This window comes from Pseudoalteromonas sp. A22 (genome assembly GCF_018141345.1).
Classification (GTDB): domain Bacteria; phylum Pseudomonadota; class Gammaproteobacteria; order Enterobacterales; family Alteromonadaceae; genus Pseudoalteromonas; species Pseudoalteromonas maricaloris.
The window spans coordinates 285,699-311,302 of sequence record NZ_CP047237.1; the positions used below are offsets into that span (position 1 = coordinate 285,699).

Annotated in this window: 26 protein-coding genes; 7 read left to right on the plus strand and 19 right to left on the minus strand. The window is 41.6% G+C overall.

Translation table 11 applies throughout. From position 1 onward, the window contains the following. Positions 1–121: 121 nt before the first annotated feature. On the minus strand, positions 122–1,591 hold the full coding sequence (gene gtfA / locus GSF04_RS01185) for a sucrose phosphorylase (RefSeq protein ID WP_211857188.1): 1,470 nt from the start codon (positions 1,589–1,591) through the stop codon (positions 122–124). A 186-nt stretch (positions 1,592–1,777) separates the two neighbouring features. Between gtfA and GSF04_RS01190 the strand changes: the two genes are divergently transcribed. The 3 genes from GSF04_RS01190 (at position 1,778) to GSF04_RS01200 (ending at position 6,565) form a co-directional block, all read left to right on the plus strand. Next, positions 1,778–3,004: an MFS transporter gene (locus GSF04_RS01190; RefSeq protein WP_211857190.1), complete on the plus strand. Its 1,227-nt coding sequence runs from the start codon at positions 1,778–1,780 to the stop codon at positions 3,002–3,004. Positions 3,005–3,187: 183 nt separating this feature from the next. After that, positions 3,188–5,578 carry a TonB-dependent receptor gene (locus GSF04_RS01195; RefSeq protein ID WP_211857462.1) on the plus strand — a complete coding sequence of 797 codons (2,391 nt, stop codon included), beginning with the start codon at positions 3,188–3,190 and terminating at the stop codon, positions 5,576–5,578. A 15-nt stretch (positions 5,579–5,593) separates the two neighbouring features. Further along, positions 5,594–6,565 (plus strand): carbohydrate kinase, encoded by a 972-nt coding sequence (locus GSF04_RS01200; protein ID WP_211857192.1) that lies wholly within the window; start codon positions 5,594–5,596, stop codon positions 6,563–6,565. Positions 6,566–6,616: 51 nt separating this feature from the next. On the opposite strand, the gene GSF04_RS01205 is transcribed toward GSF04_RS01200, so the two are convergent. Together GSF04_RS01205 and GSF04_RS01210 are read right to left on the minus strand one after the other, a co-directional pair. Beyond that, positions 6,617–6,988, minus strand: coding sequence for a hypothetical protein (locus GSF04_RS01205; RefSeq protein WP_010605294.1), 372 nt, complete (start codon positions 6,986–6,988; stop codon positions 6,617–6,619). Positions 6,989–7,036: 48 nt separating this feature from the next. After that, a complete protein-coding gene (locus GSF04_RS01210; protein WP_211857194.1) occupies positions 7,037–7,405 on the minus strand; it encodes a hypothetical protein in 369 nt (122 codons plus the stop codon). 659 nt (positions 7,406–8,064) lie between these two features. On the opposite strand from GSF04_RS01210, the gene GSF04_RS01215 reads away from it, so the two are divergent. Beyond that, entirely contained in the window at positions 8,065–8,910 is an 846-nt protein-coding gene (locus GSF04_RS01215) for an EamA family transporter (RefSeq protein WP_211857196.1), read from the plus strand. A gap of 11 nt (positions 8,911–8,921) precedes the next feature. Here the strand turns inward: GSF04_RS01215 and GSF04_RS01220 are convergent, their stop codons facing one another. Then, positions 8,922–9,284 (minus strand): DUF6176 family protein, encoded by a 363-nt coding sequence (locus GSF04_RS01220; RefSeq protein WP_211857198.1) that lies wholly within the window; start codon positions 9,282–9,284, stop codon positions 8,922–8,924. Between the two features lie 257 nt (positions 9,285–9,541). On the opposite strand from GSF04_RS01220, the gene GSF04_RS01225 reads away from it, so the two are divergent. Further along, entirely contained in the window at positions 9,542–10,486 is a 945-nt protein-coding gene (locus tag GSF04_RS01225) for a bile acid:sodium symporter family protein (protein WP_211857199.1), read from the plus strand. Positions 10,487–10,502: 16 nt separating this feature from the next. On the opposite strand, the gene GSF04_RS01230 is transcribed toward GSF04_RS01225, so the two are convergent. From GSF04_RS01230 to GSF04_RS01270, 9 genes are all read right to left on the minus strand, one after another. Continuing rightward, positions 10,503–10,940, minus strand: a complete 438-nt coding sequence (locus GSF04_RS01230) for a GNAT family N-acetyltransferase (protein ID WP_211857200.1) — start codon at positions 10,938–10,940, stop codon at positions 10,503–10,505. Beyond that, positions 10,937–11,968 carry a S66 peptidase family protein gene (locus GSF04_RS01235; RefSeq protein ID WP_249122355.1) on the minus strand — a complete coding sequence of 344 codons (1,032 nt, stop codon included), beginning with the start codon at positions 11,966–11,968 and terminating at the stop codon, positions 10,937–10,939. Before GSF04_RS01235 ends, GSF04_RS01230 begins: the two co-directional genes overlap by 4 nt. Positions 11,969–11,987: 19 nt before the next feature. Beyond that, positions 11,988–13,358, minus strand: coding sequence for a TrkH family potassium uptake protein (locus GSF04_RS01240; protein WP_211857201.1), 1,371 nt, complete (start codon positions 13,356–13,358; stop codon positions 11,988–11,990). Then, on the minus strand, positions 13,358–14,014 hold the full coding sequence (locus GSF04_RS01245; protein ID WP_039494977.1) for a TrkA family potassium uptake protein: 657 nt from the start codon (positions 14,012–14,014) through the stop codon (positions 13,358–13,360). Before GSF04_RS01245 ends, GSF04_RS01240 begins: the two co-directional genes overlap by 1 nt. Positions 14,015–14,034: 20 nt before the next feature. After that, positions 14,035–14,736 (minus strand): response regulator transcription factor, encoded by a 702-nt coding sequence (locus GSF04_RS01250; RefSeq protein WP_211857202.1) that lies wholly within the window; start codon positions 14,734–14,736, stop codon positions 14,035–14,037. Further along, the gene (locus GSF04_RS01255) at positions 14,736–15,770 is read right to left on the minus strand and encodes an ATP-binding protein (protein WP_069019517.1); all 1,035 of its coding nucleotides are present in this window, start codon (positions 15,768–15,770) and stop codon (positions 14,736–14,738) included. The genes GSF04_RS01250 and GSF04_RS01255 overlap by 1 nt, the downstream gene beginning before the upstream one ends. A gap of 257 nt (positions 15,771–16,027) precedes the next feature. After that, positions 16,028–16,285: a hypothetical protein gene (locus GSF04_RS01260; RefSeq protein WP_211857203.1), complete on the minus strand. Its 258-nt coding sequence runs from the start codon at positions 16,283–16,285 to the stop codon at positions 16,028–16,030. Then, entirely contained in the window at positions 16,282–16,605 is a 324-nt protein-coding gene (locus tag GSF04_RS01265; RefSeq protein ID WP_211857205.1) for a hypothetical protein, read from the minus strand. The genes GSF04_RS01260 and GSF04_RS01265 overlap by 4 nt, the downstream gene beginning before the upstream one ends. Before the next feature lie 138 nt (positions 16,606–16,743). Next, entirely contained in the window at positions 16,744–17,310 is a 567-nt protein-coding gene (locus GSF04_RS01270) for a hypothetical protein (protein ID WP_211857207.1), read from the minus strand. Positions 17,311–17,434: 124 nt separating this feature from the next. Here GSF04_RS01270 and GSF04_RS01275 point away from each other — a divergent pair, with 124 nt between their 5' ends. After that, a complete protein-coding gene (locus GSF04_RS01275; RefSeq protein WP_211857209.1) occupies positions 17,435–18,406 on the plus strand; it encodes a transposase in 972 nt (323 codons plus the stop codon). A gap of 361 nt (positions 18,407–18,767) precedes the next feature. On the opposite strand, the gene GSF04_RS01280 is transcribed toward GSF04_RS01275, so the two are convergent. From GSF04_RS01280 to GSF04_RS01305, 6 genes are all read right to left on the minus strand, one after another. After that, positions 18,768–19,190, minus strand: coding sequence for a hypothetical protein (locus GSF04_RS01280; RefSeq protein WP_211857210.1), 423 nt, complete (start codon positions 19,188–19,190; stop codon positions 18,768–18,770). Between the two features lie 496 nt (positions 19,191–19,686). Continuing rightward, on the minus strand, positions 19,687–19,893 hold the full coding sequence (locus GSF04_RS23205; RefSeq protein WP_249122356.1) for a hypothetical protein: 207 nt from the start codon (positions 19,891–19,893) through the stop codon (positions 19,687–19,689). A gap of 132 nt (positions 19,894–20,025) precedes the next feature. Next, on the minus strand, positions 20,026–20,415 hold the full coding sequence (locus GSF04_RS01290) for a hypothetical protein (RefSeq protein ID WP_211857211.1): 390 nt from the start codon (positions 20,413–20,415) through the stop codon (positions 20,026–20,028). Positions 20,416–20,951: 536 nt separating this feature from the next. Continuing rightward, the gene (locus tag GSF04_RS01295; RefSeq protein ID WP_211857212.1) at positions 20,952–21,434 is read right to left on the minus strand and encodes a hypothetical protein; all 483 of its coding nucleotides are present in this window, start codon (positions 21,432–21,434) and stop codon (positions 20,952–20,954) included. Positions 21,435–21,633: 199 nt separating this feature from the next. Beyond that, positions 21,634–23,172: a transposase gene (locus GSF04_RS01300; protein ID WP_211857213.1), complete on the minus strand. Its 1,539-nt coding sequence runs from the start codon at positions 23,170–23,172 to the stop codon at positions 21,634–21,636. Between the two features lie 183 nt (positions 23,173–23,355). Continuing rightward, a complete protein-coding gene (locus GSF04_RS01305; protein ID WP_211857214.1) occupies positions 23,356–24,336 on the minus strand; it encodes a hypothetical protein in 981 nt (326 codons plus the stop codon). A gap of 238 nt (positions 24,337–24,574) precedes the next feature. Between GSF04_RS01305 and GSF04_RS01310 the strand changes: the two genes are divergently transcribed. After that, the gene (locus tag GSF04_RS01310; RefSeq protein WP_130165411.1) at positions 24,575–25,546 is read left to right on the plus strand and encodes an integron integrase; all 972 of its coding nucleotides are present in this window, start codon (positions 24,575–24,577) and stop codon (positions 25,544–25,546) included. Positions 25,547–25,604 lie beyond the last annotated feature (58 nt).

Below are 25,604 nucleotides of genomic sequence, written 5' to 3' on the forward strand. Positions count from 1 at the left end.
CTTTGTTGATATTTATCTATACATAGCAGCTCGCCTAAGATTGCGAGCCGCTACCAAGGATAATCGATGTTGAGGTACTTAAAGCGAGCTTTCTACGCGCAACTTTGGCTCCTAGCTATGGTTAGGAAAGCAGCGATTGAATGTTATAGCTCTGCTCTGTGGCGTTTTCAGAAGTTTTAATCATGGCTTCATCTTTTGCGAGATCAACTCGCAACTCCGCTTTGGCATTATAGCCCTCCCAAGTTATAACCAGACTTGAGTCTTGGCATGTTAATGCAAAATTGCCATCAAATGCGCAGCAAGTATTACGCAGTTTAATTAGTGTTTGCAGACCCTTCACGACAGGTTTATCGAGTGCGGCTTCCACCATCGCTACATCCAAATAAGGGCGGTTGATATCGCGTCCAACATTACTTTTTTCTAGGAGCACCATGTCATTTTCCATCGCCAATAGACCACCGTAATAAACTTGTGGTACTCCAGGGCAAAAGAACTGAACTGCTCTTGCTACCAAATAATAAAAATCATGCTTCCCTAAGGCTTCATAATAACTGCAATTGACTTGATACAAGTCGACATTGCTCGCTGCCGTGCCGGTTGCCTTGCGACTTTGGCCTTTACTGTTGCTATGGATCTGCTCAACCAAAGCATCAATTTGATTAGCATCGAGTAACCCTGGTTTATCCTCTTCAGGCCCTGCATCAATAATGCCAATTCCGTCATGAGTATCCAGCACGGTTAGACAATTACGCGGTGCAATGTCCAACCACTTGGCTAAAGCCGAAAAATCTTTATTGAATAAACTGTGTAAAATAAGCGGAGGGAGCGCAAAGTCATAAACACGGTCGACTTTGCTGGCAACCTCTACTTGAGTTTTGTAATAACTGTGAATTTCGGCAATGGTTTCCATGCCAAGCTCATTGGCGCGCTTAGATAATTGATTAATAAAAGCAAAGGCCTCATCAGTCATAAAACAGCTGGTATTTGCGCGTTTGATTGCATATCCTGCGGCATCTAGTCGAATAATTTTCACTCCACTGTCTGCAAACAATGTTAAAACTTTTTCTAAATAAGCGCGTCCCGCTTCTGACTCAACATTAATATCAATTTGGTTATCAGTAAAAGTGGTCCAAAAATCCACAATTTCGCCACTCGCTAACGCCTTTTTAGAAAAGCAACTTCCCGGCCTCGGACGATAAATTGCTTGCGCTTGTGCTTGCGTAATCCCATTAGGAAAGACATCTTTCTCTTTTAAAAACATCGACCAAAACGGTGACTTTTGGCCATGAGCCAGCACGTCTGCAAATTCTGCTGACTCTCCTGATACATGGTTAACAATAAGATCTGCCATTACCTCACAGTGCTCGGCAATCAACTTAATATGTTGCCAATCACCCAATCGTTCGTCGACTTTAGCATGGTCAATCGGGTCAAAACCTGCATCACTACCATCAATTGGATAGTAAAAAGGCAAAATGTGGACACCACCAAATAGTCCAGCTAACGGGCCCGTTAGTAACGTATTTAATTGTGCAAGGCCGCCGCCAGACAGGCGATCAGCATACGTGATCAACTGAACTTGGTTTTTCATAATTTACTCATTAAAAAAGTTGAGACTTAATCGATTAAGTTATATCTTTAATCATGAACAAACAATAATCAAGTTTTATCGTAGCGTTCTACTAAAAATAATTCGCTTACTGCAGATTAGTATTACACTCAGTCTTATGTAAAGAAGTAGACCAGCTACATAACAAAGCCCTTCAAGAGGTGAACAATGAGCAGCAAGTCGAATCACACTCAGCTCAACACGTTGCGCTGGTTAACTTATATGATGTTTTTGATGTTTGCGATGACATCAGACGCCGTTGGCGTGATCATCCCAACACTGATCAGCGAATATCAACTTAGCATGACCCAGGCCAGCGCCTTTCACTATGCGCCAATGATTTTAATTGCCTTTAGCGGCTTATGTTTAGGGTTTTTGGCAGATAAAATAGGCCGTAAGCTCACGGTGTTAATTGGCCTCATACTATTTTCATCCGCATGTTTTCTGTTCGCACTGGGTGAAACTTTCACCATGTTTTTAATGCTTTTATGTGTTATTGGATTAGCCATTGGCCTATTTAAAACAGGGGCCCTCGCCCTTCTAGGTGACATTTCTGACGGCGCACAAGAACATACTCAAACCATGAATAAAGTCGAAGGCTTCTTTGCCATCGGCGCGATAATTGGCCCTGCAATTGTCAGTTATCTATTGATACAGGGGGTGAGTTGGACCTATCTTTATGTGCTTGCTGGTGGGCTGTGCTTAATACTCAGTATCGTGACTTTAAGCACTGACTTTCCCAAATTTAATACCGCAAATGCACAAAACAATGCAGGCCTATCTCACACGGCAGCGATGCTCAAGAACAAATATGCACTTGGCTTTTCCCTCGCCATAGCACTCTACGTTGCAACTGAAGTCGCAATTTATGTCTGGATGCCCACTTTATTACAGGATTACCAAGGTGATTTAACTTGGCTTGCAACTTATGCGCTCACCATCTTTTTTATTTTGCGTGCAATAGGTCGCTTTATGGCTGTATGGTTACTCGCTAAGTATCGTTGGCAAAGCGTAATGCTAACGCTGAGCTTTGCTATATTTGTATGCTATTTTTTAACTTATCTTTATGGTGTTAATGCCGCTATCTATACGCTCCCGCTAAGCGGTTTATTTATGTCTATGATTTACCCAACATTAAACTCAAAAGGGATCTCTTGTTTTGACAAAGCTCAGCATGGCTCTGTTGCTGGTGTGATGTTGTTCTTCACCGCGCTTTCTGCTGCGCTAGCACCACTTCTGATGGGCATGGTAAGCGATTACTTTGGCCATGTTAGCTATGGCTTTATACTTGCGACTGGGTTTGCATTTTTACTCTTTGCGGCCATGTTGTACAACTGGTTAAAGGACCCTGCCCGCTTACCATTGAGCAAAAACGCTAAGTTGCAACGAGTGTAACCCTTCCGACCACAAATTTTTCGCGGGTTAAAATTCATAAAAACCAAAGCATTAAAATTTTGTTTGAATTATTGATTAATTTTTAATTGCAACCAAATTAAATTGTGCTAAAAATAAGCTTAATCGATTAAGCTTATTTTTAATAGACCGCACGAGTTTGACAACGATAACAAGAGGCAAATGATGACAACAATCAAAACCACCCTATTTACACTCAGCGCACTCACGCTTGCAATCTCTCACCCGGCGGCCGCTGAAGAAAAAGCACACACAAAACCTGCCGATGGCTTCGAGAAAATAGTCGTAACGGGTGTTCCAAAGCGAACAACCATTATGGAATCGAGTGTTTCTGTTAGCAGCATAGGGCTGGAGCAAATCTCTGTTGCAACCCCCAGAACTACCGCTGAAGCATTCAAACTAATTCCTGGTGTAAGATCAGAATCAACCGGTGGTGAAGGTAATGCAAATATCGCTGTACGTGGTCTTCCTGTCGCATCCGGTGGCGCTAAATTTTTGCAGCTACAAGAAGATGGCTTGCCTATTTTGCAGTTTGGTGACATTGCTTTTGGTAACGCCGATATTTTCATGCGCCTTGATAATACCGTGGAGTCAATTGAGTCTATTCGTGGTGGCTCGGCTTCGACTGCCGCCAGCGACGCTCCCGGAGGCATTATTAACTTGATTTCAAAAACGGGTGAAAATGAGTCAGGCAGTGTTGCCACCACGTTTGGTTTAGATTATGACGAGTTTAGAACTGATTTTGAGTATGGGAGTTATTTAAGTGACGACATAAAATTTCATATTGGTGGCTTTGTGCGACAAGGTGAAGGCCCACGTGACACCAGCTATACCGCAAATAAAGGCGGCCAACTCAAAGCCAATATCACCAAGGAATTTGAAAGTGGCTACGTTCGTTTGTATATAAAACACCTTGATGATAAAACAGCAGGCTACCTTCCTATGCCTATGTATTCTAATGGTGACTCCATCAGCGGCTTTGATGTCCTGTCAGATACACCTCACTCTGTTTATTTCACCGCCACGCAAGGCTTAGGTGGTAACAATCAAATTCGTCAAGGGGATATGCGAGACGGAATGCACCCTGTTGTTGATAGTATCGGCTTTGAAGCAAATTTCGAACTAGGTAATAACTGGCAAATCGAAAACAGGTCCAGAAAGTCGAGTATCTCAGGCACATTTATGTCGCCTTTCCCTGCCGAGGTCGCTAATAGCCAAGCAATTGCCGAGAGCATAGCCGGTACAGGTGCAACACTCACCTTTGCCAACGGACCAAAAGCGGCTCAAGCGTTCAATCAAGCACTGCTAATGCGCGTTCATACCTTCGAAGTGGAAATGAATGATTTCGACAACATCATGAACGACCTAAAGCTCACCAAATCATTTGGTACTGACACGTCACTCACCTTCGGCTATTTCATGTCATCGCAAAATATCAATATGTCTTGGTTATGGAATTCATACTTGCTCGAGGTTAAAGGAGATAACGCAGCGCTTGTCAACGTGGCCGCTGCGGATGGCACAGCATATTCTGAAAACGGATTATATGCCTACGGTACGCCCTATTGGGGAAATTGCTGTCAGCGCAACTACAACACTGAATACGATACTCGTGCCCCATATATCGCCTTTTCAACAAAGCTCGGCGATATTTCAGTTGATGCGAGTGTGCGTCATGATTCAGGTAAAGCGACAGGTACATTTGCAGGTGCTGTAACATCTCGTGTAGATATCAACCGTGATGGCACTATATCAAAGCCGGAGGAGCAAGTTGCAGCCATCGATCTCGCTAACCCCAATGTAGTTAATTACGATTGGAGCTACACAAGTTACTCTGTTGGCGCAAACTACCAAATGACCTCAAGCAGCGCCATATTCGGCAGATTCAGTGAGGGCGGTCGTGCAAATGCAGACAGACTATTGTTCGGTAAAGTGAATATTGATGGCAGTGTTGCTGATGAAGATGCTGTGGATGAAGTGACACAATATGAATTTGGTATCAAACAAAAGTTTGAACAAGGTCGTCTATTTGCAACTTTGTTTTACGCCGAAACAGAAGAGCAAAACTTTGAGGCAACCAGCCAAAAGTTCTTTGACAGGCAATACGAAGCACAAGGTATTGAACTTGAAGGTGTCTATTTTATTGGCTCCTTCGACTTACGAGGTAGCTTAACTTGGACTGATGCTGAAATCGCAAAAGATGCACTCACTCCCGTAGTCGAGGGTAACACGCCAAGGCGGCAAGCTGACTTTGTTTATTCCTTATTGGGTAAATATAACTTCGATCAAGGTGCTATCGGTTTAAGCCTCATCGGCACCACTGACGCGTACGCACAAGACAACAACGAGTTAAAATTTGACGGTTACACTCAGGTCAACGCGTTTGCAAGTTATGATCTGACTGAACGCTTCAATATCGCGTTAAACGTAAACAATCTCTTTGATACCACTGGATTAACAGAAGCCGAGGAAGGCGTAATTCCAACTAACAATATTATTCGCGCTCGCAGTATTAACGGCAGAACTACGTCTGTCACTTTAAAATACCGTTTCTAATTAGGGGTAGTAGTTATGCAATTAACATGTTTTGGCGAGATGCTTATCGATTTGTTACCTACCGGCGACGGTAGCTTTAAACCTATTGCTGGCGGCGCTCCAGCGAATGTGGCGGTAGGCTTTGCTAAACTTGGTGGCAGTGCTCGGTTTGTGGGAGGCTTCGCTGAAGATCCCTTTTCGCTGCAATTAAAATCAACCTTGGCGTTATATGCTGTTGGAACAGAATATTGTGTATCCATAAGTGGAGCGCAAACCGCCTTGGCCATCGTCCACCTAGACGCTCAAGGAGAACGAAGCTTTTCGTTTTACCGCGACAATACCGCTGATATCGCAATCCGCCCAAAAGACTTTGAGCATTTGCAATGGCCAGATCACGGGATATTTCATTTTTGCTCAAACACGCTTACCGATGCAGAAGTGACAAGTACCACCATGGCATTACTAAAGTCTGCTGTGGCTCACAATCAATTAATTTCATTTGATGTTAACCTGCGCTTGAATCTATGGCAGGACTTATCTTGCTTATCCGAACGTATAGAGGCTTGCTACCCCTATGTCGACATATTAAAAGTGAGTAAAGATGAGCTGAGATATCTTGCTGAAGAAAAGAACATGAAAGAAGCTAGCTATTTAGATTGGTTACTTAGTGTCGGCGTACAAGCGGTGATCTCAAGCGATGGGCCAAATCCTTGCAGTGTATTAACAGCTAAAGACTTTTATTCCATCGCCTCTCCTACTATTGATGCGGTTGATACAACCGGCGCTGGGGATAGCTTAATGGCTGGGTTTCTATTTCAACTCAGCCAACATGAGATCTCAAAAGATACGCTAGTACAAAACTTCCCAACCGTAAAAAAGGCACTTAGCTTTGCTGTGAAATGCGGTGCGTTTACTTGTGAACACAAAGGTGTCATGCCCTTTATGCCAACGCGTATAGATGTGTCTGAACGGTTTTCTTTCTTCAACCCTGAGGCTTTGTTAGGTTAATACCTAAAGCGGGAAAAGGCTTTCCCGCTATTTTATTATAAAAGTCGAGGCTTAGAACCCTGTTTCATAATCAATATGAGCAGAGTTTGTCGTCTCGTATGTACCATCAGTATAAAGAATAGTTGCAGTCGCATTGTACTGACGATAAGCACGAATGGTCATGTTACACGTCGTACCACCGCTGCAGCTCGCATCACCATTCCAAATTACTTTACTAATCGCTTTAGTGGCATTTGCGATATAGAACTTACCAGAAGTTGAATTACCGAAAGAAAAATCAATTCCAGAACAATAGCTAGTATTGTTACCCCACACATTACCGCCTGATTTCACGTTCAAAGAGCATTTTAAATCTGCCGCTTGTGAACTAAAAGACAGACCACCTAGTACAACCAATACTGAAGCAATTAATGTTGATTTCATTATTATTTCCTTTAATTAAGAATAAGTTAAGTAACTTTTAGTGACCAGTTAGTGACCAGTTTCATACGAGATACGTGATACATTCGTTTCTTCGTATGTGCCATCTTTGTATAAAATAGTCGCCGTTGCTGCATGTGTTTGATACGCATAAACCGTGAGTGCACATTCAACACCACCAGAGCAGCTAGCATCACCATTCCAAATCACTTTATTAATCGGTTTGCTGATATTCGTTAAGTAGAACTTACCTGTAGTTGAGTTGCCAAATGAGAAGTCCATACCAAAGCAGGTTTGTCCGTTACCGATGACGTTGCCACCTCTTTTCACTTGTAGGTCGCAATTCAACTCTGTTGCACCAACGCTGCAGGTGCCAACTAATGCAGTAGCTGCAAGTATCTTAGTTATTTTTTGTTTCACCTTGATCTCCTTATATTTATTATGTTAACAACCAAGAAACCTTGGTTAAAAATCAAACTACACAATAAAAATAAAAAATTCAATTATTTTAACTCATAAAAAACATAAAATTCACAAGAGGTTCAGAATGCATTAAATCGAGCAAGTTCATGAGAAGTGATATAAACGGTGAAGAGACAAGCTATAGAGAGTATCGAAATAATAGACTAAATAACCTGAGCTGCGGATAATTAATGCCTTTCTAGCAGCCAGTTTTAGCGCTAACTGCGTTGAATTCACTTCCAATAGCCAGCTATTGGTGCGTAAATTCGCCTTGCCTACAGGATGTAGGTACCTTAGCGAGAGCAGGACGCGGAAGCGGTGTTTCCCTAAAACTCTCTGGCTAGACAAGGAGAAAACTAAGTTGTGCTTTAGCAACAATGAGTTGGAACATTCCTTATCCAAACCTCAGGTTAAATAAAAAAAGGCCGCAGCGGCGGCCAAACACATCATGGGTAAAACAATGAAGGGATGTAAGTGTGAATACACGAGTCATTCTATGTGAATAATCATAAATTAAAATCACATTATAATGATTGTTATCATCGCTTTTTTCGAATGGTCTATTTCTGCTACGCTCGTGATACAATCGCGAAATTAAAAACTACAATGAATTGTCTATGCCATTACTTTGGATTGTTACTTTACTTTGGGCGTTCTCATTCTCTTTGATTGGTGTTTATTTAGCAGGCCAAGTCGATGCTTGGTTTAGCGCTTTATCTAGAACCTTACTTGCAGCAATTGTGTTTATTCCATTTTTGAGATTGAGTTCAGTGAATAAAGAGTTGATAATCAAGCTGATGGCAATCGGTGCAATACAGATTGGTCTGATGTATGGCTTTTACTATCATTCTTTTTTATACCTAAGCGTCCCTGAAGTGTTGCTATTCACTGTGATGACACCCATCTATATTACTGCACTCAATGACTTACTAAACCGCTCGTTCAATGCCACCTTCTTGCTGTCTGCGCTCATAGCTATCGTTGGTGCAATCACCATTAGATTTACTGAGCTTACTAGCGACTACCTTTTTGGCTTGCTACTAGTACAAGGCGCAAACCTTTGCTTTGCGATAGGCCAAGTAAGTTACAAACGCTTAAGTAACCATTACCAGCTGGTACACCATCAAAGTTTCGGTTTTTTCTTTATTGGTGCGTCCCTCGTGCTCGCCGTTGGATTTATGTTATTCGGCAATACCCAGCAACTCCCAAGTACTAATCTACAATGGGGAATACTGATTTATTTAGGCTTGATTGCTTCAGGCGTAGGATATTACGTCTGGAACTTAGGACTGACCCGCGTCTCGGTGGGTGAACTCGCGGTAATGAACAATGTGCTGATCCCAGCTGGGATAATTGTCAATTTGCTGATTTGGAACCGAGAAGCTGACCTCGTTCGCCTTGGTATTGGCAGTGTCATTATTTTTGCGGCGTTGCTCTATAGTAAAAGCGGTGCAAAAGTATAACCCTTTTTTACTTATTTACCGGGTTCGACAGAGTCAAACTCCATGTGTGAATTGAAACACGCCAACGCTTCGATATCTTGATATGGCTCTGTTGACCAACATGCTTTTCTAAAACGCTCATACACTTCACGAAAAGGTGTACAAATTAGCTCAGATTCATCCATCATAATACAGCTAAAGTCTTCGGACTTTATTACAATATAAAGATACTCTCTTCCGCCTTCTTCAGCAAAAAATACGGAATCCCAAAAGTAGCCTTTCTGTCGCATTTCTTCCCTTGGAAACGCGATATTATCCTGCATATAAGCAAGTAATTCATCCACTTGAGGGCGAGTATTCAAATTTAATTTTATCTTTAGCAGTTTTGTTTCCATGAAATAAGATTACCCCCTCCAACCTTTAACCATTTTGCTACTGAGCATACTTTCCTTCATTTTTTATTCCTATTTTCTACTTATCATTTTCGTAGTAACGACTATACCTAATTCCCTCAAACGGGCCCAACTATAAATTCGTAAAATGTAACAAATTGTTTTACCTAAGATAACCATTAACGCCCACGAGCCAGATCTCTGGAGTTAGGTGTTTGACGAAAATTTCGTTAATATCTAGAGAAAAATAAAGTAAAAATATGATGACAAGAATCGTACAACTATTCCCTCTTTGGGCCATTATTTGCTCAGTAACCGCTTATCTTTTTCCAACTCTATTTAGCGCGTTTAAAGGCAGTATTATTCCGTTATTAATGTTGATCATGCTGACAATGGGGTTAACCCTCACTACAAAAGACTTTTTACGCGTGCTCGACAATAAAAAAGCCATTTGCGTTAGCGTGCTGCTTCAATTTACTGTGATGCCGAGTGTTGCCTACTTAATTGCAACCACCATGAGCTTAGAAACTGACCTATTAATTGGAATGATTTTAGTAGGCACGGTTGCTGGCGGCACGGCAAGTAACGTTTTGTGTTATCTCGCCAAAGGAGATGTCGCGTTATCGATTTCTATGACCGCGATTAGTACTTTACTCGGCGTGTTCTTAACGCCACTACTAACCACATTGATGATAGGCCAGGTGGTTGATATTCAGTTTTCTGATATGTTGGCGAGCCTGCTAAAAATTGTGCTATTTCCTGTGGCTGTGGGCGTTGCTTTCAATACCTTGCTTGCCAAGCCACTGGCGCATTCTGTTATCAAAACAACTCCGATACTGCCTTTACTTTCAATGCTTTCAATCATTTTTATCATTGCGGTGATCGTTGCTCTTAATCAACCAAAACTTCAAAGCATCGGGCTCGTTATGCTGGTTGCAGTGATCCTGCACAATACTACAGGGCTACTTTTGGGCTATTTCATTCCGAAACGGCTCGGTTTTGACGAGAAGGTATGTCGCACCATGGCCTTTGAGGTGGGTATGCAAAACTCGGGGCTTGCCGTCGCGCTTGCTATGAAGTTCTTCACTCCTGCAGCGGCCGTAGCAGGTACCCTATTTTCTATTTGGCATAATGTCAGTGGCTCAATATTAGCAGGAATATGGCGACGAAGCGCCACCAGCTCATCTGATAACAATAAAGCCTAATATCAAAGGTTAGGCTTTATTGTAATTGCTTATAAAAGTGAATTTTGCAATCCGATGAGCCGTTGATTTGTTCACATTTTACAATCTGGTAATCGCGGCTTATTAACATCAATAGCATGTTTTTGAATAGGTTTCTCGACTTTACTCTAATGGCGCTATAGCCTTGCGCTTTGCACCAAGTTTCTTGCATCACCAACAACTGCTTGGCAATACCTTTGCCACGATATTCGGGGATGACCGCGCCTAACCAGCTATAAAACTCGTTGCTTGGCAGTTCGTGGCCCAGCTTATATCCAACAGGCATACCTTGAGCGTATGCCACCAGCAATAAATGTTGTTTATCTCGCAGTTTGTCTACGACTTCCTCACCCTTTCTTGGCGTGGCAAATTCAGGAATTTGGTTTTCTATCGCAAGGAGGTCATCTATCGAGCCGACTTTATATTCTAGATTCATATTAATGTCTGTGTAATAGTAAAGGTATCGCCAACAGTCACTTCGGCATAAGCGCCGTTAATCAGCGTTAAATTCGGCGCTTGATGGCCTATATCCACATCGTATAGCACGGGGAAATCGCAACCAGTAAAGACTTTTTGCAATGCATCTAGGTGCGTCCAGTCGCTATCTTTTGCTAGTGGCTCTGGATTTCGACCAATCAAAACTCCAGCGACTTTCGAAAACCAACCTCGTAAATTAATACTTTGCAGCGCACGATAGTATGCCGCTGGCGGCATTTCACCATTTTCAAAATATAAGATAATCGACTCATCAGGGTGCGCCTGTGAAAAAGCGTCCAGATCAAAATATTCCGTACCAGCCAATAACATGTGAATATCCAAACAGCCGCCTAATAATCGACCAGCAAACTGCTGACGATGATTGCCATTGGCCAAAATACGCCATTGAGTGCTCGCGGACAAGTTAAATCCAGCATCGGGAAAATCAACAAAATTGAGTGGCTCAGCTTCAAAATGTGTCGAGGGAAACTGCGTAAAATAGTCATTAGGCGCACGCCTCAAATGGTTAAAAAGTCCAACCGTTAATGCGTCTTGTTGATGGACATTTAATTGCATAAGGTTAGTTGCATGCACACTTGCCCAGCCTAGTTTGCAAGTCACTGCGCTCAGCAAAGTACTGACATCAGAGAAACCGATGAGCCATTTTGGCGGAGCATGCGCCAACTTTTCCCAATCAAGCAATGTCAGTAAATCCATTGCAATTGCACCGCCCCATGGCGGCATAATCGCGTCTATTGTGTCATCGAGTAAGTATCCCATAAGCTCATTAGCACGGATTTTGACATCCGCGCTAACGTAGTTGTGGTTATCTCGCAGGCATTCACCAACCTCGAGTTCAAAACCTTGTTGCGCGAGATAATCCAAAGCGTTGTCTAATCTCGCGTGCATAGCAGCAGGTACGCCCGCTGAGAATGCAGTGATCGCAATTTTACTGCCCGCTTTCAACGGTTTGGGATACTTCATCATGATTTCCGTTATTTTTTGCTTATCCTACCTGAATTTCCGCTTTTGCATACTTCAAATTCTCCCGTTTCGGGCGAGCGATCAAATATAGAAAGGTTAACGGCCCCAAGCGTCCAATCAGCATTAAAAATATGATTACCGCTTCACCGGGTTCAGACAATGAGCCGGTGATACCTCGAGATAAGCCAACCGTGCCTAATGCCGACACGGCTTCAAACGTGATATCCGTTAAATTTGCCTGCTCGGTGATCGTCAAAATAAGGGTTGCGAGCATCACGGTAAAAAAGTAAACCACGGTGAGGCTAAGCGCCTTAAATACCGTTTCAGGCGAGATCTGTCTGTGTCCGATAGCGACTTGATCTCTTCGTCTCAAATAAGCGTAAGTTGCCATTAATAGCACCACTACTGTGGTTATTTTAAGACCACTGGCCGTACTCATAGAGCCGCCGCCTATTATCATTAACCAAATGGTCAGTACGGTACTTTCATCATTCACCAGCGCAAAATCGATACTGTTAAAGCCCGCTGTACGTGGCGTCACGGCTTGCATCCATGCAGTGATCACTTGCTCAGACAACGGCAAATTTCCAAGGGTCTCTGGGTTATTTGCTTCAAAAAGCCAAAATAAGCTAAATGCCAGCACATTCAACACCACTGTTGCTATCAACACTAACTTAGTGGCAGATCCAAACCGGCTCCAACGGCGTCGTTTTACTATATCCATTAACACCACAAATCCAAGTCCGCCAATCACAAATAACCCTGATATCACAAGATTAACGACCCAATCACCACGAAAACTGGTTAGGCTGTCATCATGCAATGCAAATCCCGCATTGTTAAAAGCCGAAATGGTGTAGAAGAAGCTTTGCATTATCGCATCACCAAGTGGTAACGTTTGATACCAATGGGCAAGCAAAATGGTAAACCCAATCGATTCGATGATCAGTGCATAAACTAACACGCATTTGGCTGTATCAACCAACTGATCAAATCGAGCTATGCCAAAGCTTTCTTTTGCGATCAGTTGTTTGCTAATGTCCATTTGCTGCCCCATCCCCCGCAGCACCACAACCGTAATGGTCATAAACCCCAGTCCACCGATTTGAATAAGACTGGCAATAACGAGATGGCCAAAGGTAGTGAAATCATTTGGCGTACTCAATACCGCAAGTCCTGTCACCGTTACCGCGGAAGTTGCAGTAAATAACGCTTGCATCACTTTGATGTCTTGGGTGTGTGCTATCGGTAGCAACAGCAACATAGTACCTAAAGCTATCAGCCCGCAAAACCCAATAAACAGAACTGCTGGAGGGCTTAACCTCAGCGGCTTTTTGTGGGCTTTAGGCTTGCTATTTGGATAGGGGTAATAGTGGGGACTCCATGTTTTCATTACGCCCCCAGTTTTAGAGCGATAGAATTTAACGCTTTTAACTGACCGTTGAGGATCACTTTATCATCTTCGTTTATCAAAAATGACTCAGCCGGATTGGTATAACACGCTTTGCCGCGCTGCACTAACACAGCCTTGATTTCGCCCTTTGCACGCTTTAATAGCGTCGCCAAAGACTGTCCGCAGCTTAATTTATTCACGATGACTTCCACCATGTAAAAGCCATGCCCCAACTGCATATATTGATTCACCATAGGGTAATTCAGTGTTTGTGCAACCTTGATCCCCATTTCTTCTTCAGGGTGGATCACACGTGTTACGCCTAAACGAGATAAAATTGTATGATGCGCTTCTGAGCTGGCCTTAACCCAAATTTGCTCAACGCCTAAGTTCTTTAGCGACAGTACACATAAAATGCTCGCTTCTAGGTTTTCACCAATAGCGACCAGTACCGCTTTGCTTCTCGTAATATCTAGTTGGCGTAATGCTGTTTCATCGGTCGCATCCAAAGAGGTGGCATAATCAATATGCTCAACAACTTGGTTCACCACACGTTCGCGACTATCTACCCCTATCACTTTGTTTCCAAGCCGCTTTAATTCCAAACAAGCCGCAAAACCAAATCGACCTAAACCAATTACAACAAATTGTGCCATAACAACCTCTATATACTCCGTTATGAGAAATGCTTATTGAGCGGTAAAAGTAAAAACCGATAACCAACCCCGGGCTCAGTTTCTATGATTTTTGGTGTAGCAGCATCATCACTGAGTTTCTTACGTAACTGGCTGACCACAATCCGTAAATAGTGACTATCTTCCACATGGCTTTCGCCCCAAATTTGCTTTAATAAGGTTTGCTGACTAACTAATTCTTGTGCTCTTTGTGCAAGCATACTAAGTAGTGCAAATTCCTTTTTCGATAGTGCTAATGGTGCGTTATCCATAATGACTTGATGCTTTTGTAGATCTATCATCAACTTGCCGTAGTCAATGGCGAGCAAGCGTTTGTTCGGTACTAAATCTCGTAATAGCACTTTAACGCGTACCACCAGCTCTTTGATGCTAAAAGGCTTCGTCAGGTAGTCGTTTGCGCCGCCCTCCAGCAGTTTAACCTTCTCAGCCTCTTGATCTCGTGCAGTTAAGATCAATACAGGTAGCTTGCTGGTTTCTCGGATCTTCTTCAAAATGCTATATCCATCAAAATCAGGTAGCCCGAGATCTAAGATTACTAAGTCTGGCAGCTCACCTTTTAACACCGACATGGCTTCCTTTCCGGTGCTGGCTTCCACATAATTCAGCCCTTCAGCTTTTAATGCTAAGCGGATAAAACGACGGATCTCTTCTTCATCGTCAATCAATAAAATGGTGTGAGTCATCAATGTGCCTCCTCTTTTGGCAAACTAACTTCCATTGTGCAGCCTTGCGTCGTCGGCAAAATGCGAATATCACCGCCGTGCGCACGAATAATACCTCTCGCCACACTCAGCCCTAAGCCACTGCCACCGTCTTTGCTGGCGCTTTGTCGAAACGAACTAAAGGCGGTAAAGACTTCCTTTTGCCGAGCAACGGGGATCCCAGGGCCGTTATCCTGAATAAATATCAACAACGCTTGCTGCGTTTCTCCTAAGGAAATCTCAACCCGCTCTCCATCGGGACTAAAGGTGACTGCATTTTCAATTAAGTTAAACAGGGCTTGTTCAATGAGTGCAGCTTGTATCGTGAGAATTGGACTCATATTCTGTGGCATTCTCGAGACGCATGGCGCGCCTAGCCGCAAAATCACGTTATCGATCAAGACATCAATAGACGTAGGTTGCTTCAACAGCGAAAGCTCATCCCCTTGATGCTGTAACTTGGTGGCTTGCAAAATATTTTCGATATAGCGAAACAAACGGTGGCTTTCTGATCGTGCCGACCCCAACAACTCATTTTGCTCGTCTTGGTCTAACTTATCGCGATAGGTTTCTAGCGTTTCGAGCGCGCCCATCACCGCAGCGAGCGGTGTGCGTAGATCATGAGAAACCGACAACAAGATATTAGAGCGCACGTTCGCAACTAAAAGCTGCTGCTTTTGCTCTTTGATATAGCTCGATAAATAGCTAGTAGCTAATGCCACCGCGATAAATACCACTAAATTGACCACGTCTTCGGTGTTATTCATATGAAGCGTGTATCTGGGCTCTGTGATGAAGAAGTTGAACACTAGACTGCTAACAACCGCCACCCCCAGTGCCATCCAACGTTTTGCGATGAGAGAAACAACAACAACGCCCAACTGTAAGACCAACAGTACACTGATCGCCGAATGTAACAGCGAGTCTAAGGCAACGGCAAAGGCGCTGGTTAACAGCAAAACCAGAAAACTAACGAGATACTCGTTCTTGGCAATAAATCCATTCTCGGAAAACATAGTGACTCCAACTTGCGCTATGTTTTTATTCTATCCTTGTCGAAATTTCGTTGCCGTATAATTTGCGTAAAATTTACTTAGCTTGAGTGGAGTTACAATTTAGCACAAGAGCCTGTTTATCTCTCAAGTTGGTTTTTGCATGTTGATGATAAAAAGGCTAAGCGCGTATCTGATAAAGCCATTGTGATACGCTGACACAAGCTGTTTAAAAGCAACTGGATAACTTAGAAATTTATTGAAGAATGGCCGAGAGCGAGTTACAGCGCACTAATTAGATCAATACTTACTTGCATTGCTGCTTTATTCTTGGTGATTTTCCCTACATCACCAAGTGAACTAATACTCATTCGATTTGAAAAGTCTAATATAGTTTCAATTTCCGTCTCTAAGCCACTTTGTTCAAAAGCTAATGAGTACCTTTTAAGTTGCATAACACCCGTATGAGTTAAACTATTTAACCCTTTCCAGTGTTCTTCTTTAAACTGTTTTAGCTTACCTTTCAGGTTAGGATTCATTTTCTCGACATCATCAACCATCTCACCAAATTGAATAGCTTCTTATTTACCGTGGATTTAACAGCGTCTTTTTGGAGCTGTTCAAGTTGTTTTTCACTGGCACACTGATATATCCATGTTGCTTTAACATTCGCTTCGAAGATCACTCTTAACAATGCTTTAGCTGAGCCGACATGACCTAGATCAACCAAATCATAAATTGCCCTTTGTGTATCAAACACCACATAGTGATTCATTAATGCAAAGTTTTCTCTGATTGAGCCTTTGAAAGTAGTGCCATCTAATAATTCTAATACTTTTTCACCAATGGGATTTTCCAACTGAACTCCTTTACAACTTAACGCCGCATTATGGTGTGAACAACGCGACCACGAAAATCTAACCGTACCACCGTAAACACTGAACTCAACAATGGAATGAAAAATGCCAAGCGTTGAGAATCACTCTTAAATGCTTTGTTAGTAGCGTGCCGATTTCTTACGCCTAAACAAAGAAATAATCTTGTTGAAGTCAACTCCAATACCAGAGATATTAGGCTGTAAAATTAAAGCATCCACTAATGAACCTGATTCACCTGCTTTTATTTCCTGTGCAACTGTAAAATCGGGTAATTCCTTTTTAGCTGCTATATCCGCGACTATTTTCTGCATAACACCAATTACATCAGTCGCTGTTGTACAGACATTTTTTAATGGTACAAGTAGCATATTGTGTTCAGCTGGATCAATGCGACGTTCTGAAAATTCATGTGGATTTCTAGTAGTAATCAAAATTGCTGGCAAAATCTCTTTACCATCGATTCCATTGACACTGTGCCATGACAATACTTCATCGGTGAAATGATGCCCAACAGTACCTTGAAAGACTACAGCATCATTTTTTGATGCGTGATCTGCCAATAGATGAAAATTTTCAAATAAAGCATCGCGGATTGGCTCCTGCCAACCATAATCTAATAGATAAATGTAGAAGGATCTTTCCACATTAGCGGGAACCTCTCCCATTGAATGGATCATTAATCCCATTTTTACTCCTAAGCTACTAAATCGCTGAAGCTACTAAATCGCTGACACCCACCACTAATTTGCACCTTCCTAAGATACCGCCTAAGCTTTAACTCTGCACTCAAAGGATTGAGGAAACCAAACTATGGCAACTGCCCGTAAAAGACAAATCAGTCTAACCGACACCAAATACTACCACTGTATCTCCCGCTGCGTAAGGCGCGCCTTTCTGTGCGGTGAAGATAAATTTACTGGCAAATCATACGAACACCGCCGGGATTGGGTTGAAGAAAAGCTATTGATGTTGGGGTCTGTGTTTTGTATTGATGTTTGTGCTTACGCCGTGATGAATAATCACACTCACATTGTTTTATATGTTGATGATACAAAGGCTAAGCGTCTGTCGGATAAAGCGACTGTGATACGATGGCACAAGTTATTTAAAGGTAATTGGATAAGCCAAAAGTTTATTGAAGATGAGCCACTGAATGAGTCGGAGCAATTGATACTCGATGAGCTGGTTGATAAGTACAGAGAAAGACTCGCAGATATTAGCTGGTTTATGCGAGTGCTTAACGAAGACATCGCCCGGCGAGCAAATAAAGAAGATAATTGTACAGGCCGGTTTTGGGAAGGACGATTCAAATCCCAAGCATTACTGGACGAGGCGGCGTTGGTCGCTTGTCTCGCTTACGTAGACTTAAACCCCATTAGAGCCAAAATCGCCGCAACGCCTGAAACCTCAGACTACACCAGCATCAAAAAACGCATCGACCATGCGAAGCTGGGAAAACAACCAAAAAGCCTACTACGCTTTGCTGGCAGCCCACGAAAACATATGCCAAAAGGTCTGCCTTTTGAACTCAAATCCTATATTGAATTAGTTGAACTCACAGGCCAATGTATTCGCGCCGATAAACACGGTTATATCTTTGAGTCTCAGCCTATTCTCACTCGACTCAATATAGAACCTGAGAACTGGATAAAACTTACTACGCAATTTTCACGGGTATTCCACGGTGCAGTTGGTCGAGAGCGGACAATAACCGCTTACTGCGAAACACTGCAAAAACGACGACGAACAAACCTAACAAACTGCGAGCGCTTGTTGGCTTAGCAAAACTCACATTCTCAACTCTAGAATTTCTTACTGCTGTATTTGCAGCGCGTTGTCGTGCACGATAACCCTGTTTTAGTGTAGAGATACGCTTGAGTGCTAAAAAACAACCAATCGATAAACGTTTTTGGACAAAGTGACTGCTGTGCTTTCATACTTTTTTTACTTCACCTCCTCAGCTTTGATGTTAATAGTGATGGGTGTCGCTTATTTTATGGGTGTCGCTTATTTTTGCTTTCACTCAAAGAGGATGGATAAAAGTGCATTACCCAAACGGGTGTTCTGTTAGATGAAACGCCCTGTGCGGCCCCGCATGCAGGGTGTTGTGCGGGCTGAGGGCTAGATACCCTCGGCTACCCGATTAGCTATACTTGCTCAGATATTTACTACCAAGTACATCTAAATTTTTATTCCAAAGCTCTGCTATTAATTTAATAGAAAAATTATGAAAATTGTTTAAACCTAATTGCTCTTTTCTAACAAGACCTATTAAGCCATTAAAGCATGAATCTTGTAGGCGAAAAATTGGCGTATGCACAGCCTCGTTACGCAGCTCACGAAACCAGTCATATAGTTTAAATTGAAATTCATCGATAACTTTTTCTTTTCTCAATTTTTCCAATCGTTTATGATGGTTTGATAATTTTAATCCCGGGTTATGGTGATCGATTAGAGTTTTCACCATCATTTCAACGAATGAATGTGCAACAATTATAAGCAATCGATGATTATCTTTAACGATACCGATTTCTTCCCCTACTCGAAGCAAATAATCAGATTTCAAATAACTCTCCCTGTATAGCTAACAGGAAAAATTAAATAAGCTAAAATCGAGCGAAGCGAAGAGCTTATTTAACTTTGTCCTAGTTTGGCGCCTTGTTAGACATTTTTAAACAATTGCTAACCAGCCGCTCTCGATTTGTTAATGTAAATCTATCTAAATGAAAAAAGTATTTCCCTTCATCACCGGAGGTGATGACTAATTGATTATCAGTTAAATCTACTTTCTTAAACTTCATGATTGAAGAGGTTAATAGACCTAACCTATGGCACTTCATGCTTTCGTCTTGGTAATTAAAACTTACCTGCAAGGAACTGGAAAATTTATAAACTATATATACGAAACAAAAAACAAGCCAACTATCAAAAGGGTTAATGTCAGCCCAAAATTCAGAACCAAAAAGTATGGCGAATAATAAATCTATAAATAGCGCTATTGCGAGCCAAATACCTACATATTTTATTAAAATCCTAGCTTTGAATTTATCAGAATAGTTAATTTACTTACAATAACCGGCTTCAATATCTTGAACCTTATAAAGAGTAAATATTGCAGCAAGAAATATTACTACTTGCACAACAGTAAATCCCATAGCCGTACTATCCATTAAAATCGTACTATTGTTACGACCTACTAAGAAAACTCCACCAACATAGTCAGCAAAAAGAACGTAGAATAAAATATAAGTTCCAGTTTTTAACATCATTACTCAATTGAATGTCTAACGCCGCTATCACTGGACAGCGGGCTGTAGTTGTAATTTATGTTAACGGAGCGGCAGCGTAGTGCATAAATTACAACGAAGGACTGCTGTTCCGGTGCATAGCTTTGTTAGGTGCTAGAATTCTACTTCTGCCCCAACTTTAGATTCACAATACTCTACGAAGGGCAGTAGTGACTTCAACTCTTTTTGTAGTTTCTCGCTTGGTCGCGATGGCCCTTTCAGCATAAGCGCCTGAGGGTCTGCCATTTCAGACTCGATCTTATCTATAAAGCCTGAAAGCTCTACATCAAAATCATTAAAGTGCTTTTCAGACCATGAGTCTTTTGCCTTCTTAGCTACACACTCAGATACTTGAATGGAGTCTTGAATACTTTGGTCATCTTCACCGCTTGGGCCGATGAAGAAGTTTAAATATCCCGACACTCTCTCAAAATGACTGACTTCGGATAGTGCAATAGGCGAGATAAATAGTGCAAGTAAAATAGATTTCTTAAAATAGTTCATTCGAAGGTCCGATATCACCTAACGCCGCCATATGGGGCGCACAAATGCTTGGCTAAACTTAGCGACGAAGGAGGGCAAGCCAAGCGTTTTGCGTCCAACTGCCATAATGGCCTTGTTATATTTCTAATATATATACCTTGGCAAGGCAACACTATAGATAGCTAAGCCGTACATAAAAATTAGTGCAGTTCTGTATGAGTAAACTTTAATACGACTAACTTCTTTAAACTCAAATTTTATGAAGCCAATACCAATTCCGAGAGCTCTGACAACACCAACTAAAGCACCTAAGCTTAAAGTATACGGAAGGTAAAGTTCCAGCCCATGCAGGCCAGCAAACATAATTGAGGCGATACCTACAAAAACACCAATGTAAGGCCAAATTATCAATTCGTAGAACAGTTTGTCCGATTTACTCAAATGCATAGAGAAATATAACGCCTTAATAAACGGCGAAAAATAGCAGGCTAGACTAAGCGAAGAATGAGCGCAAGCCTGCTGTTTTGCGTCCACTGTTTAATTAGTTTGTTATACGGCTACTCTTCAAAAATGTTACTGACTAGTTTTTTTAATTCCACCAAGTGGTCTAAGCCTCGTTGTTTACTGTTATAAGTCGGAGTCCAGTAACAATATTGACCGTAATTTAGACCGCTCTTAGGTTTAAAACACCATTTTGAGCCATGAAAGCCAATCACTGTATCATTGTTTAGTCTAAGAACCGCCAGCTCATACTGCGTCTTAATTTTATTTGCCAAGCTATCCGGTAATATTGCAGATTTACTATATTTCATAAAAGTCTCTGATATAGAATCTATAGCCACTGGCTCATATAGTTCGTAAAACAAGTGGCTTTGTTCAGAGTAGCAAAACTTATATACAGCCTTATATATACCATATCTGCCCCAACTTAATTCAAGCTCAAATAGCTTCCCATCAAATAGTTTATCTGTAGCACAATCCTCTTGATTAGCTTCAACACAGGGACTTATCAACATTATTAGTAATAACAGAAATCTCAATATGTTCACCTTGCCGTATAACGAGCCTGTAGAATAACTCGTTTCAAATTTGCTTTTGTAATCAACAAACGATAACTGAGTTCCTATTTTGATTCAATCGTTTAGTTGGGTGTGAGTTGTTATTTTAGGGCGTTTTTTTAAGCTGGTTTGTTGTGGTTTGAGAGGCGTTTCGGAGCTGTTAGGTCAGGTTGTTCTTAGCTTACGACACCCTTTCTCGTAACTTTTCGATATTGTGAACAAGGCAGTATAGCTGCCATTGAGCATTGACTTTTACTTGGCCGCGTAATGTGAGCTTATTCATCCCTTTATTCACCGTGATGTTGCCGAATACTGGTTCGATACAACCAAGTCGTTTGCTGTATTGTCGTCGTCCTATTGGGCTGTCTATTTTTACTTTCATTTTGTCGATGTAACTGATTTTTTTGCGAGACTCATCACTCTTAAACTGTACTTGTCGGCCTGTTTTTATCGGTGGCTTTCGCATGCACTGCTGTTGTAGTGGGCATACTTTGCAATCTTTTAAGTAACCACAGAATCGCGTGTATTCTTGGTTGTAGCTTTTTACATTGATACCGCTTCGCCACATCTCGTTCCCTGCGGGGCAGTGGCAGGTTTGTGTTGCTTCATCATAATGGAAGTCGTCTGAGGTAAATAAGCGTGGCTTGCATTTACTGCGTTTTAATCGGCGCTTTTCTTGCTCTGTTTCGTAGGTTTCGCTCTCTTTAAACAGTGGGTTGCGTTTTCTAAATTGGTTATCAGCTATGTAAGTATCAAAGCCACTTTGCGCCATGAATTCAAGGTTCGCTTCACTATTAAATCCACTGTCTGCGGTAAATTTAATGGCCTGTTTGTGAGAGAATTTATCACTGTTCAGTTTTTCAAGTTGTCGTTTTAATTGCTCAACGGCTGGCTGCAGTGTTTGTTGCTCGCCCACCGAGCCCCATGCCTGTGCTTGTAGTATAATTTGATGTTTCTCATCGTTTATCGCTATCCCGTTATAGCCTTGAATTGTGTCTTTTGACGTGGTCATTTTCGCGCTGTCTGGGTCGGTAATATTACTTTTAACCGGCTTACCTTTACTGCCTGTTTTCTCTTCGTGAGTAGCTAAGAACGCGGTGATTTTATCTGCACTTTTATCTAGCTTTTCTTTTTGCTTTAAGTCTTGAGTGACCAGCTCTTCACTTAAGCCATCTTGCGCTTGATGGCGCTCAATTATGCGTTTGCTTGCGCGTTCTAATTTGGCTTTTTTACGGCCTAGCTCATCGAATGTACCGCTCCACTCTTTACTTGCGTTGGACTTCAATTTGCACCCATCAATGGCAAACATGTTGCGTCCTATCAAGCCTTCTTCATCACATATCATCAGCACTTGCGTAAATAGCGGTTCAATCTGCTCGTGCATTTTGGCCACGAAACTTGCTATTGATGTGTAATGCGGCTGAAGATCCCCTGACACACTCATGAACAGAATATTGTTCTCACAAGCCTTGGCTATTCGGCGGCTACTAATTAATCCATGAGCATAACCAAGTAAAATTATCTTTAACATCACCGTGGGCGGATACGCCGCAGCGCCTGTTTTGTCGTTGTTATACCAAGCGTCAAAGCCCGACAAGTCAAGCTTATTTCCGACAATATAACAAAGCGCATATTCAAAGGTTCCCGGCAAAATTTGCTCAGCGAAATTGATTGGAATGAATTTATTTTGGCGGGATAAGTCTGGCTTATAGTTGGCCATAACAGATTACCGTGGGTGAATAATAGCTATTAGATCACAGTAACCAACTCGATTCAAGGTTAAGAAATAGTCAATCCAAAACCAACAATCCAGTACCTGAAAAGAGTAATCCTACAGCCTCAACGCCTTGCTCACCGGAAAATTAGGAGCGTAGCGAGTAATTTTTCCGAGTGCAGCAACTTGTTATAAGCCATAGCACTCAGAGCTAGAATTAAATACATTTTTATTGCACTGATACACTACATGTTTATTGTATTGCTCAAGTGCGTTCAAATCATTGACTATATTGTGTACATCAATTGATTTAGGCCTTGCCTTGAACTTTTCTAAGAGCTCCTTAGGAGCGGTTGTTGGAGCAAGTAGATCTAAGTTTCCAAAGACATACCTTATAAAGCCACGAGAATATAGATTGAAATCCCATGCCATATGGTCATTTTCAGGGAGAGGGATACTATAACCTCTATCAGAAAGGAGGCAGGTTTTATCATCGTAGGTATATATGAGTACCATGATGAATGAATCTGGATTTTCATATAGCCCTTTTACAACTTGCTCTAGAAAATTTGGTTGGCCTTTCTCCAACGGAGTTAATAAAAGAAATATTACAGACAGCCAGTCCGCATACTCTTCTTCGGTTACTTCCAACTGCTTACAAAGATATGCCTGTTGTGGCTTTCTTCCGTTCAGTACACGCTCAAAGTTATTATAATGAACGGGATCAGTTGGATGAACGTTTCTAAGCTGAGGAAAGGTATTTAGTACTTTTTTAATTGAGTATGGATTTCTAACAAAATTAAGAAATTTGGAAAGGAAAATATTTAATATTTCGGACTTTATATCTACTCCAGCGGTTGGCAGTTTTGAAATTAGACTTTCTGTATTTGTTTTGATGCTAGCTTCATATTGATGAAATAGGTTTTCAAAGTTATATCGTGCAGCCTCTTTTTCTAGAACATCAAAGCTAAATATATCGTTTAGGCTTAGAGTGTTTGATATTTTGAAGCCTTTCTCTGAGTCTAGATTTATTGCATAAGATTCTCGACCATCTAGGCTGAATGAGTAAATCTTTTGATTTTCTTCTTTAGCTAATGGATTAATTGCATTAAGCCTTTGCTCTACTTGAGGAACAAAATGTTGGTTTTTAGTTACATCCTTCAAGTCCACACCTTAATCTCCATTGGCTTATAACAATTTAATATCGACCCAATGGGTCGTTTATCTACCGAGTCATGGGTCATTATTCTCATTGTACCAGTTCTATCACAATAACTAACTTGTTGCTACAGATATATTTTTCATCATTATGAAAAGGATGAAAACGACCCAGTGGGTCGTTTTCTTGACTATAGAAGAAACACAACAATACTGTATATAAATACAGCAATTAGTTGGGGCTAGCTCAATGAGAACTCGTTCACCATTTTTAAACCACATCGCAGAGTTTATGCTGACTAAGCAATATTCGCTCAGAACCGTTGATACATATCTTAAGTGGATTTCTTCCTATATTCATTTTCATGATAAGCGTCACCCAGCTTCAATGGGCGATAACGAGGTTGTCGAATATCTCGACTACCTTGTACTTAAACGTAATGTGTCGCCTAAAACACAAGCGACAGCGTTAAATGCATTATCTTTTCTGTATAAGCAAATAATTAAACAGGATTTGTGCCCCAATCTAACGTTTATCAGAAGCAAGCGCCAATCTAAGTTGCCAATTGTTATGACCCCCGAGGAGGTTAAACGTCTCATGTCGTTTTTAAGTAAACGATATTATTTAATTTCAGGCTTAATGTATGGTAGCGGCTTACGTGTAATGGAAGCTGTTCAACTACGAGTTCAGGACATTGACTTTGACTACAAGTGCATTCGGATCTGGAATGGAAAAGGGAATAAACATCGGGTGGTTACTCTCGCCACAGAGCTTATACCTTTGCTAAGAAATCAAATTGCTCAGGCTGATGAATACTTAAAATTAGATTCCCAGAATGAACGATATGCAGGTGTTTGGATGCCAAACGCACTAGCAAGAAAATATCCTAGCGCCAATAAGTCAATTGCTTGGCAGTATCTATTTCCCTCATATAAGTTAAGTGCAGATCCTGAAACTGGGGAGATCCGCCGACATCATTTTCATCAAACAGGAGTACGTAAAGCGGTTAAAGAGGCAGCCAAAAAAGCACAAATAACAAAACCGATAACGCCCCACACTTTTCGCCACTCTTTTGCTACACACCTGTTACAAAGTGGGGCAGATATTAGAACAGTACAAGCTCAGTTAGGCCATTCAGACGTTAAAACCACTCAGATTTATACCCATGTTTTACAGCAAGGCGCAAACGGTGTTGTAAGCCCTTTGAGCAAAATTTTCTAGCTTATTTTGGGGCATAAATGAGTTAGTGGAACGTGCGCTTTGTGGAACAAAAGTAACG

What these genes read in the sequence shown, in the direction of transcription:
- GSF04_RS01235 (WP_249122355.1), bottom strand. Translation starts at nt 11,968, where the DNA reads ATGATGAAGTATCCCAAACCGTTGAAAGCGGGCAGTAAAATTGCGATC.
- gtfA (WP_211857188.1), bottom strand. Translation starts at nt 1,591, where the DNA reads ATGAAAAACCAAGTTCAGTTGATCACGTATGCTGATCGCCTGTCTGGC.
- GSF04_RS01300 (WP_211857213.1), bottom strand. Translation starts at nt 23,172, where the DNA reads ATGGCCAACTATAAGCCAGACTTATCCCGCCAAAATAAATTCATTCCA.
- GSF04_RS01240 (WP_211857201.1), bottom strand. Translation starts at nt 13,358, where the DNA reads ATGAAAACATGGAGTCCCCACTATTACCCCTATCCAAATAGCAAGCCT.
- GSF04_RS01205 (WP_010605294.1), bottom strand. Translation starts at nt 6,988, where the DNA reads ATGAAATCAACATTAATTGCTTCAGTATTGGTTGTACTAGGTGGTCTG.
- GSF04_RS01190 (WP_211857190.1), top strand. Translation starts at nt 1,778, where the DNA reads ATGAGCAGCAAGTCGAATCACACTCAGCTCAACACGTTGCGCTGGTTA.
- GSF04_RS01275 (WP_211857209.1), top strand. Translation starts at nt 17,435, where the DNA reads ATGGCAACTGCCCGTAAAAGACAAATCAGTCTAACCGACACCAAATAC.
- GSF04_RS01200 (WP_211857192.1), top strand. Translation starts at nt 5,594, where the DNA reads ATGCAATTAACATGTTTTGGCGAGATGCTTATCGATTTGTTACCTACC.
- GSF04_RS01195 (WP_211857462.1), top strand. Translation starts at nt 3,188, where the DNA reads ATGACAACAATCAAAACCACCCTATTTACACTCAGCGCACTCACGCTT.
- GSF04_RS01215 (WP_211857196.1), top strand. Translation starts at nt 8,065, where the DNA reads ATGCCATTACTTTGGATTGTTACTTTACTTTGGGCGTTCTCATTCTCT.
- GSF04_RS01245 (WP_039494977.1), bottom strand. Translation starts at nt 14,014, where the DNA reads ATGGCACAATTTGTTGTAATTGGTTTAGGTCGATTTGGTTTTGCGGCT.
- GSF04_RS01250 (WP_211857202.1), bottom strand. Translation starts at nt 14,736, where the DNA reads ATGACTCACACCATTTTATTGATTGACGATGAAGAAGAGATCCGTCGT.
- GSF04_RS01310 (WP_130165411.1), top strand. Translation starts at nt 24,575, where the DNA reads ATGAGAACTCGTTCACCATTTTTAAACCACATCGCAGAGTTTATGCTG.
- GSF04_RS01270 (WP_211857207.1), bottom strand. Translation starts at nt 17,310, where the DNA reads ATGGGATTAATGATCCATTCAATGGGAGAGGTTCCCGCTAATGTGGAA.
- GSF04_RS01230 (WP_211857200.1), bottom strand. Translation starts at nt 10,940, where the DNA reads ATGAATCTAGAATATAAAGTCGGCTCGATAGATGACCTCCTTGCGATA.
- GSF04_RS01220 (WP_211857198.1), bottom strand. Translation starts at nt 9,284, where the DNA reads ATGGAAACAAAACTGCTAAAGATAAAATTAAATTTGAATACTCGCCCT.
- GSF04_RS23205 (WP_249122356.1), bottom strand. Translation starts at nt 19,893, where the DNA reads ATGATGTTAAAAACTGGAACTTATATTTTATTCTACGTTCTTTTTGCT.
- GSF04_RS01255 (WP_069019517.1), bottom strand. Translation starts at nt 15,770, where the DNA reads ATGTTTTCCGAGAATGGATTTATTGCCAAGAACGAGTATCTCGTTAGT.
- GSF04_RS01290 (WP_211857211.1), bottom strand. Translation starts at nt 20,415, where the DNA reads ATGAACTATTTTAAGAAATCTATTTTACTTGCACTATTTATCTCGCCT.
- GSF04_RS01260 (WP_211857203.1), bottom strand. Translation starts at nt 16,285, where the DNA reads ATGAATCCTAACCTGAAAGGTAAGCTAAAACAGTTTAAAGAAGAACAC.
- GSF04_RS01225 (WP_211857199.1), top strand. Translation starts at nt 9,542, where the DNA reads ATGATGACAAGAATCGTACAACTATTCCCTCTTTGGGCCATTATTTGC.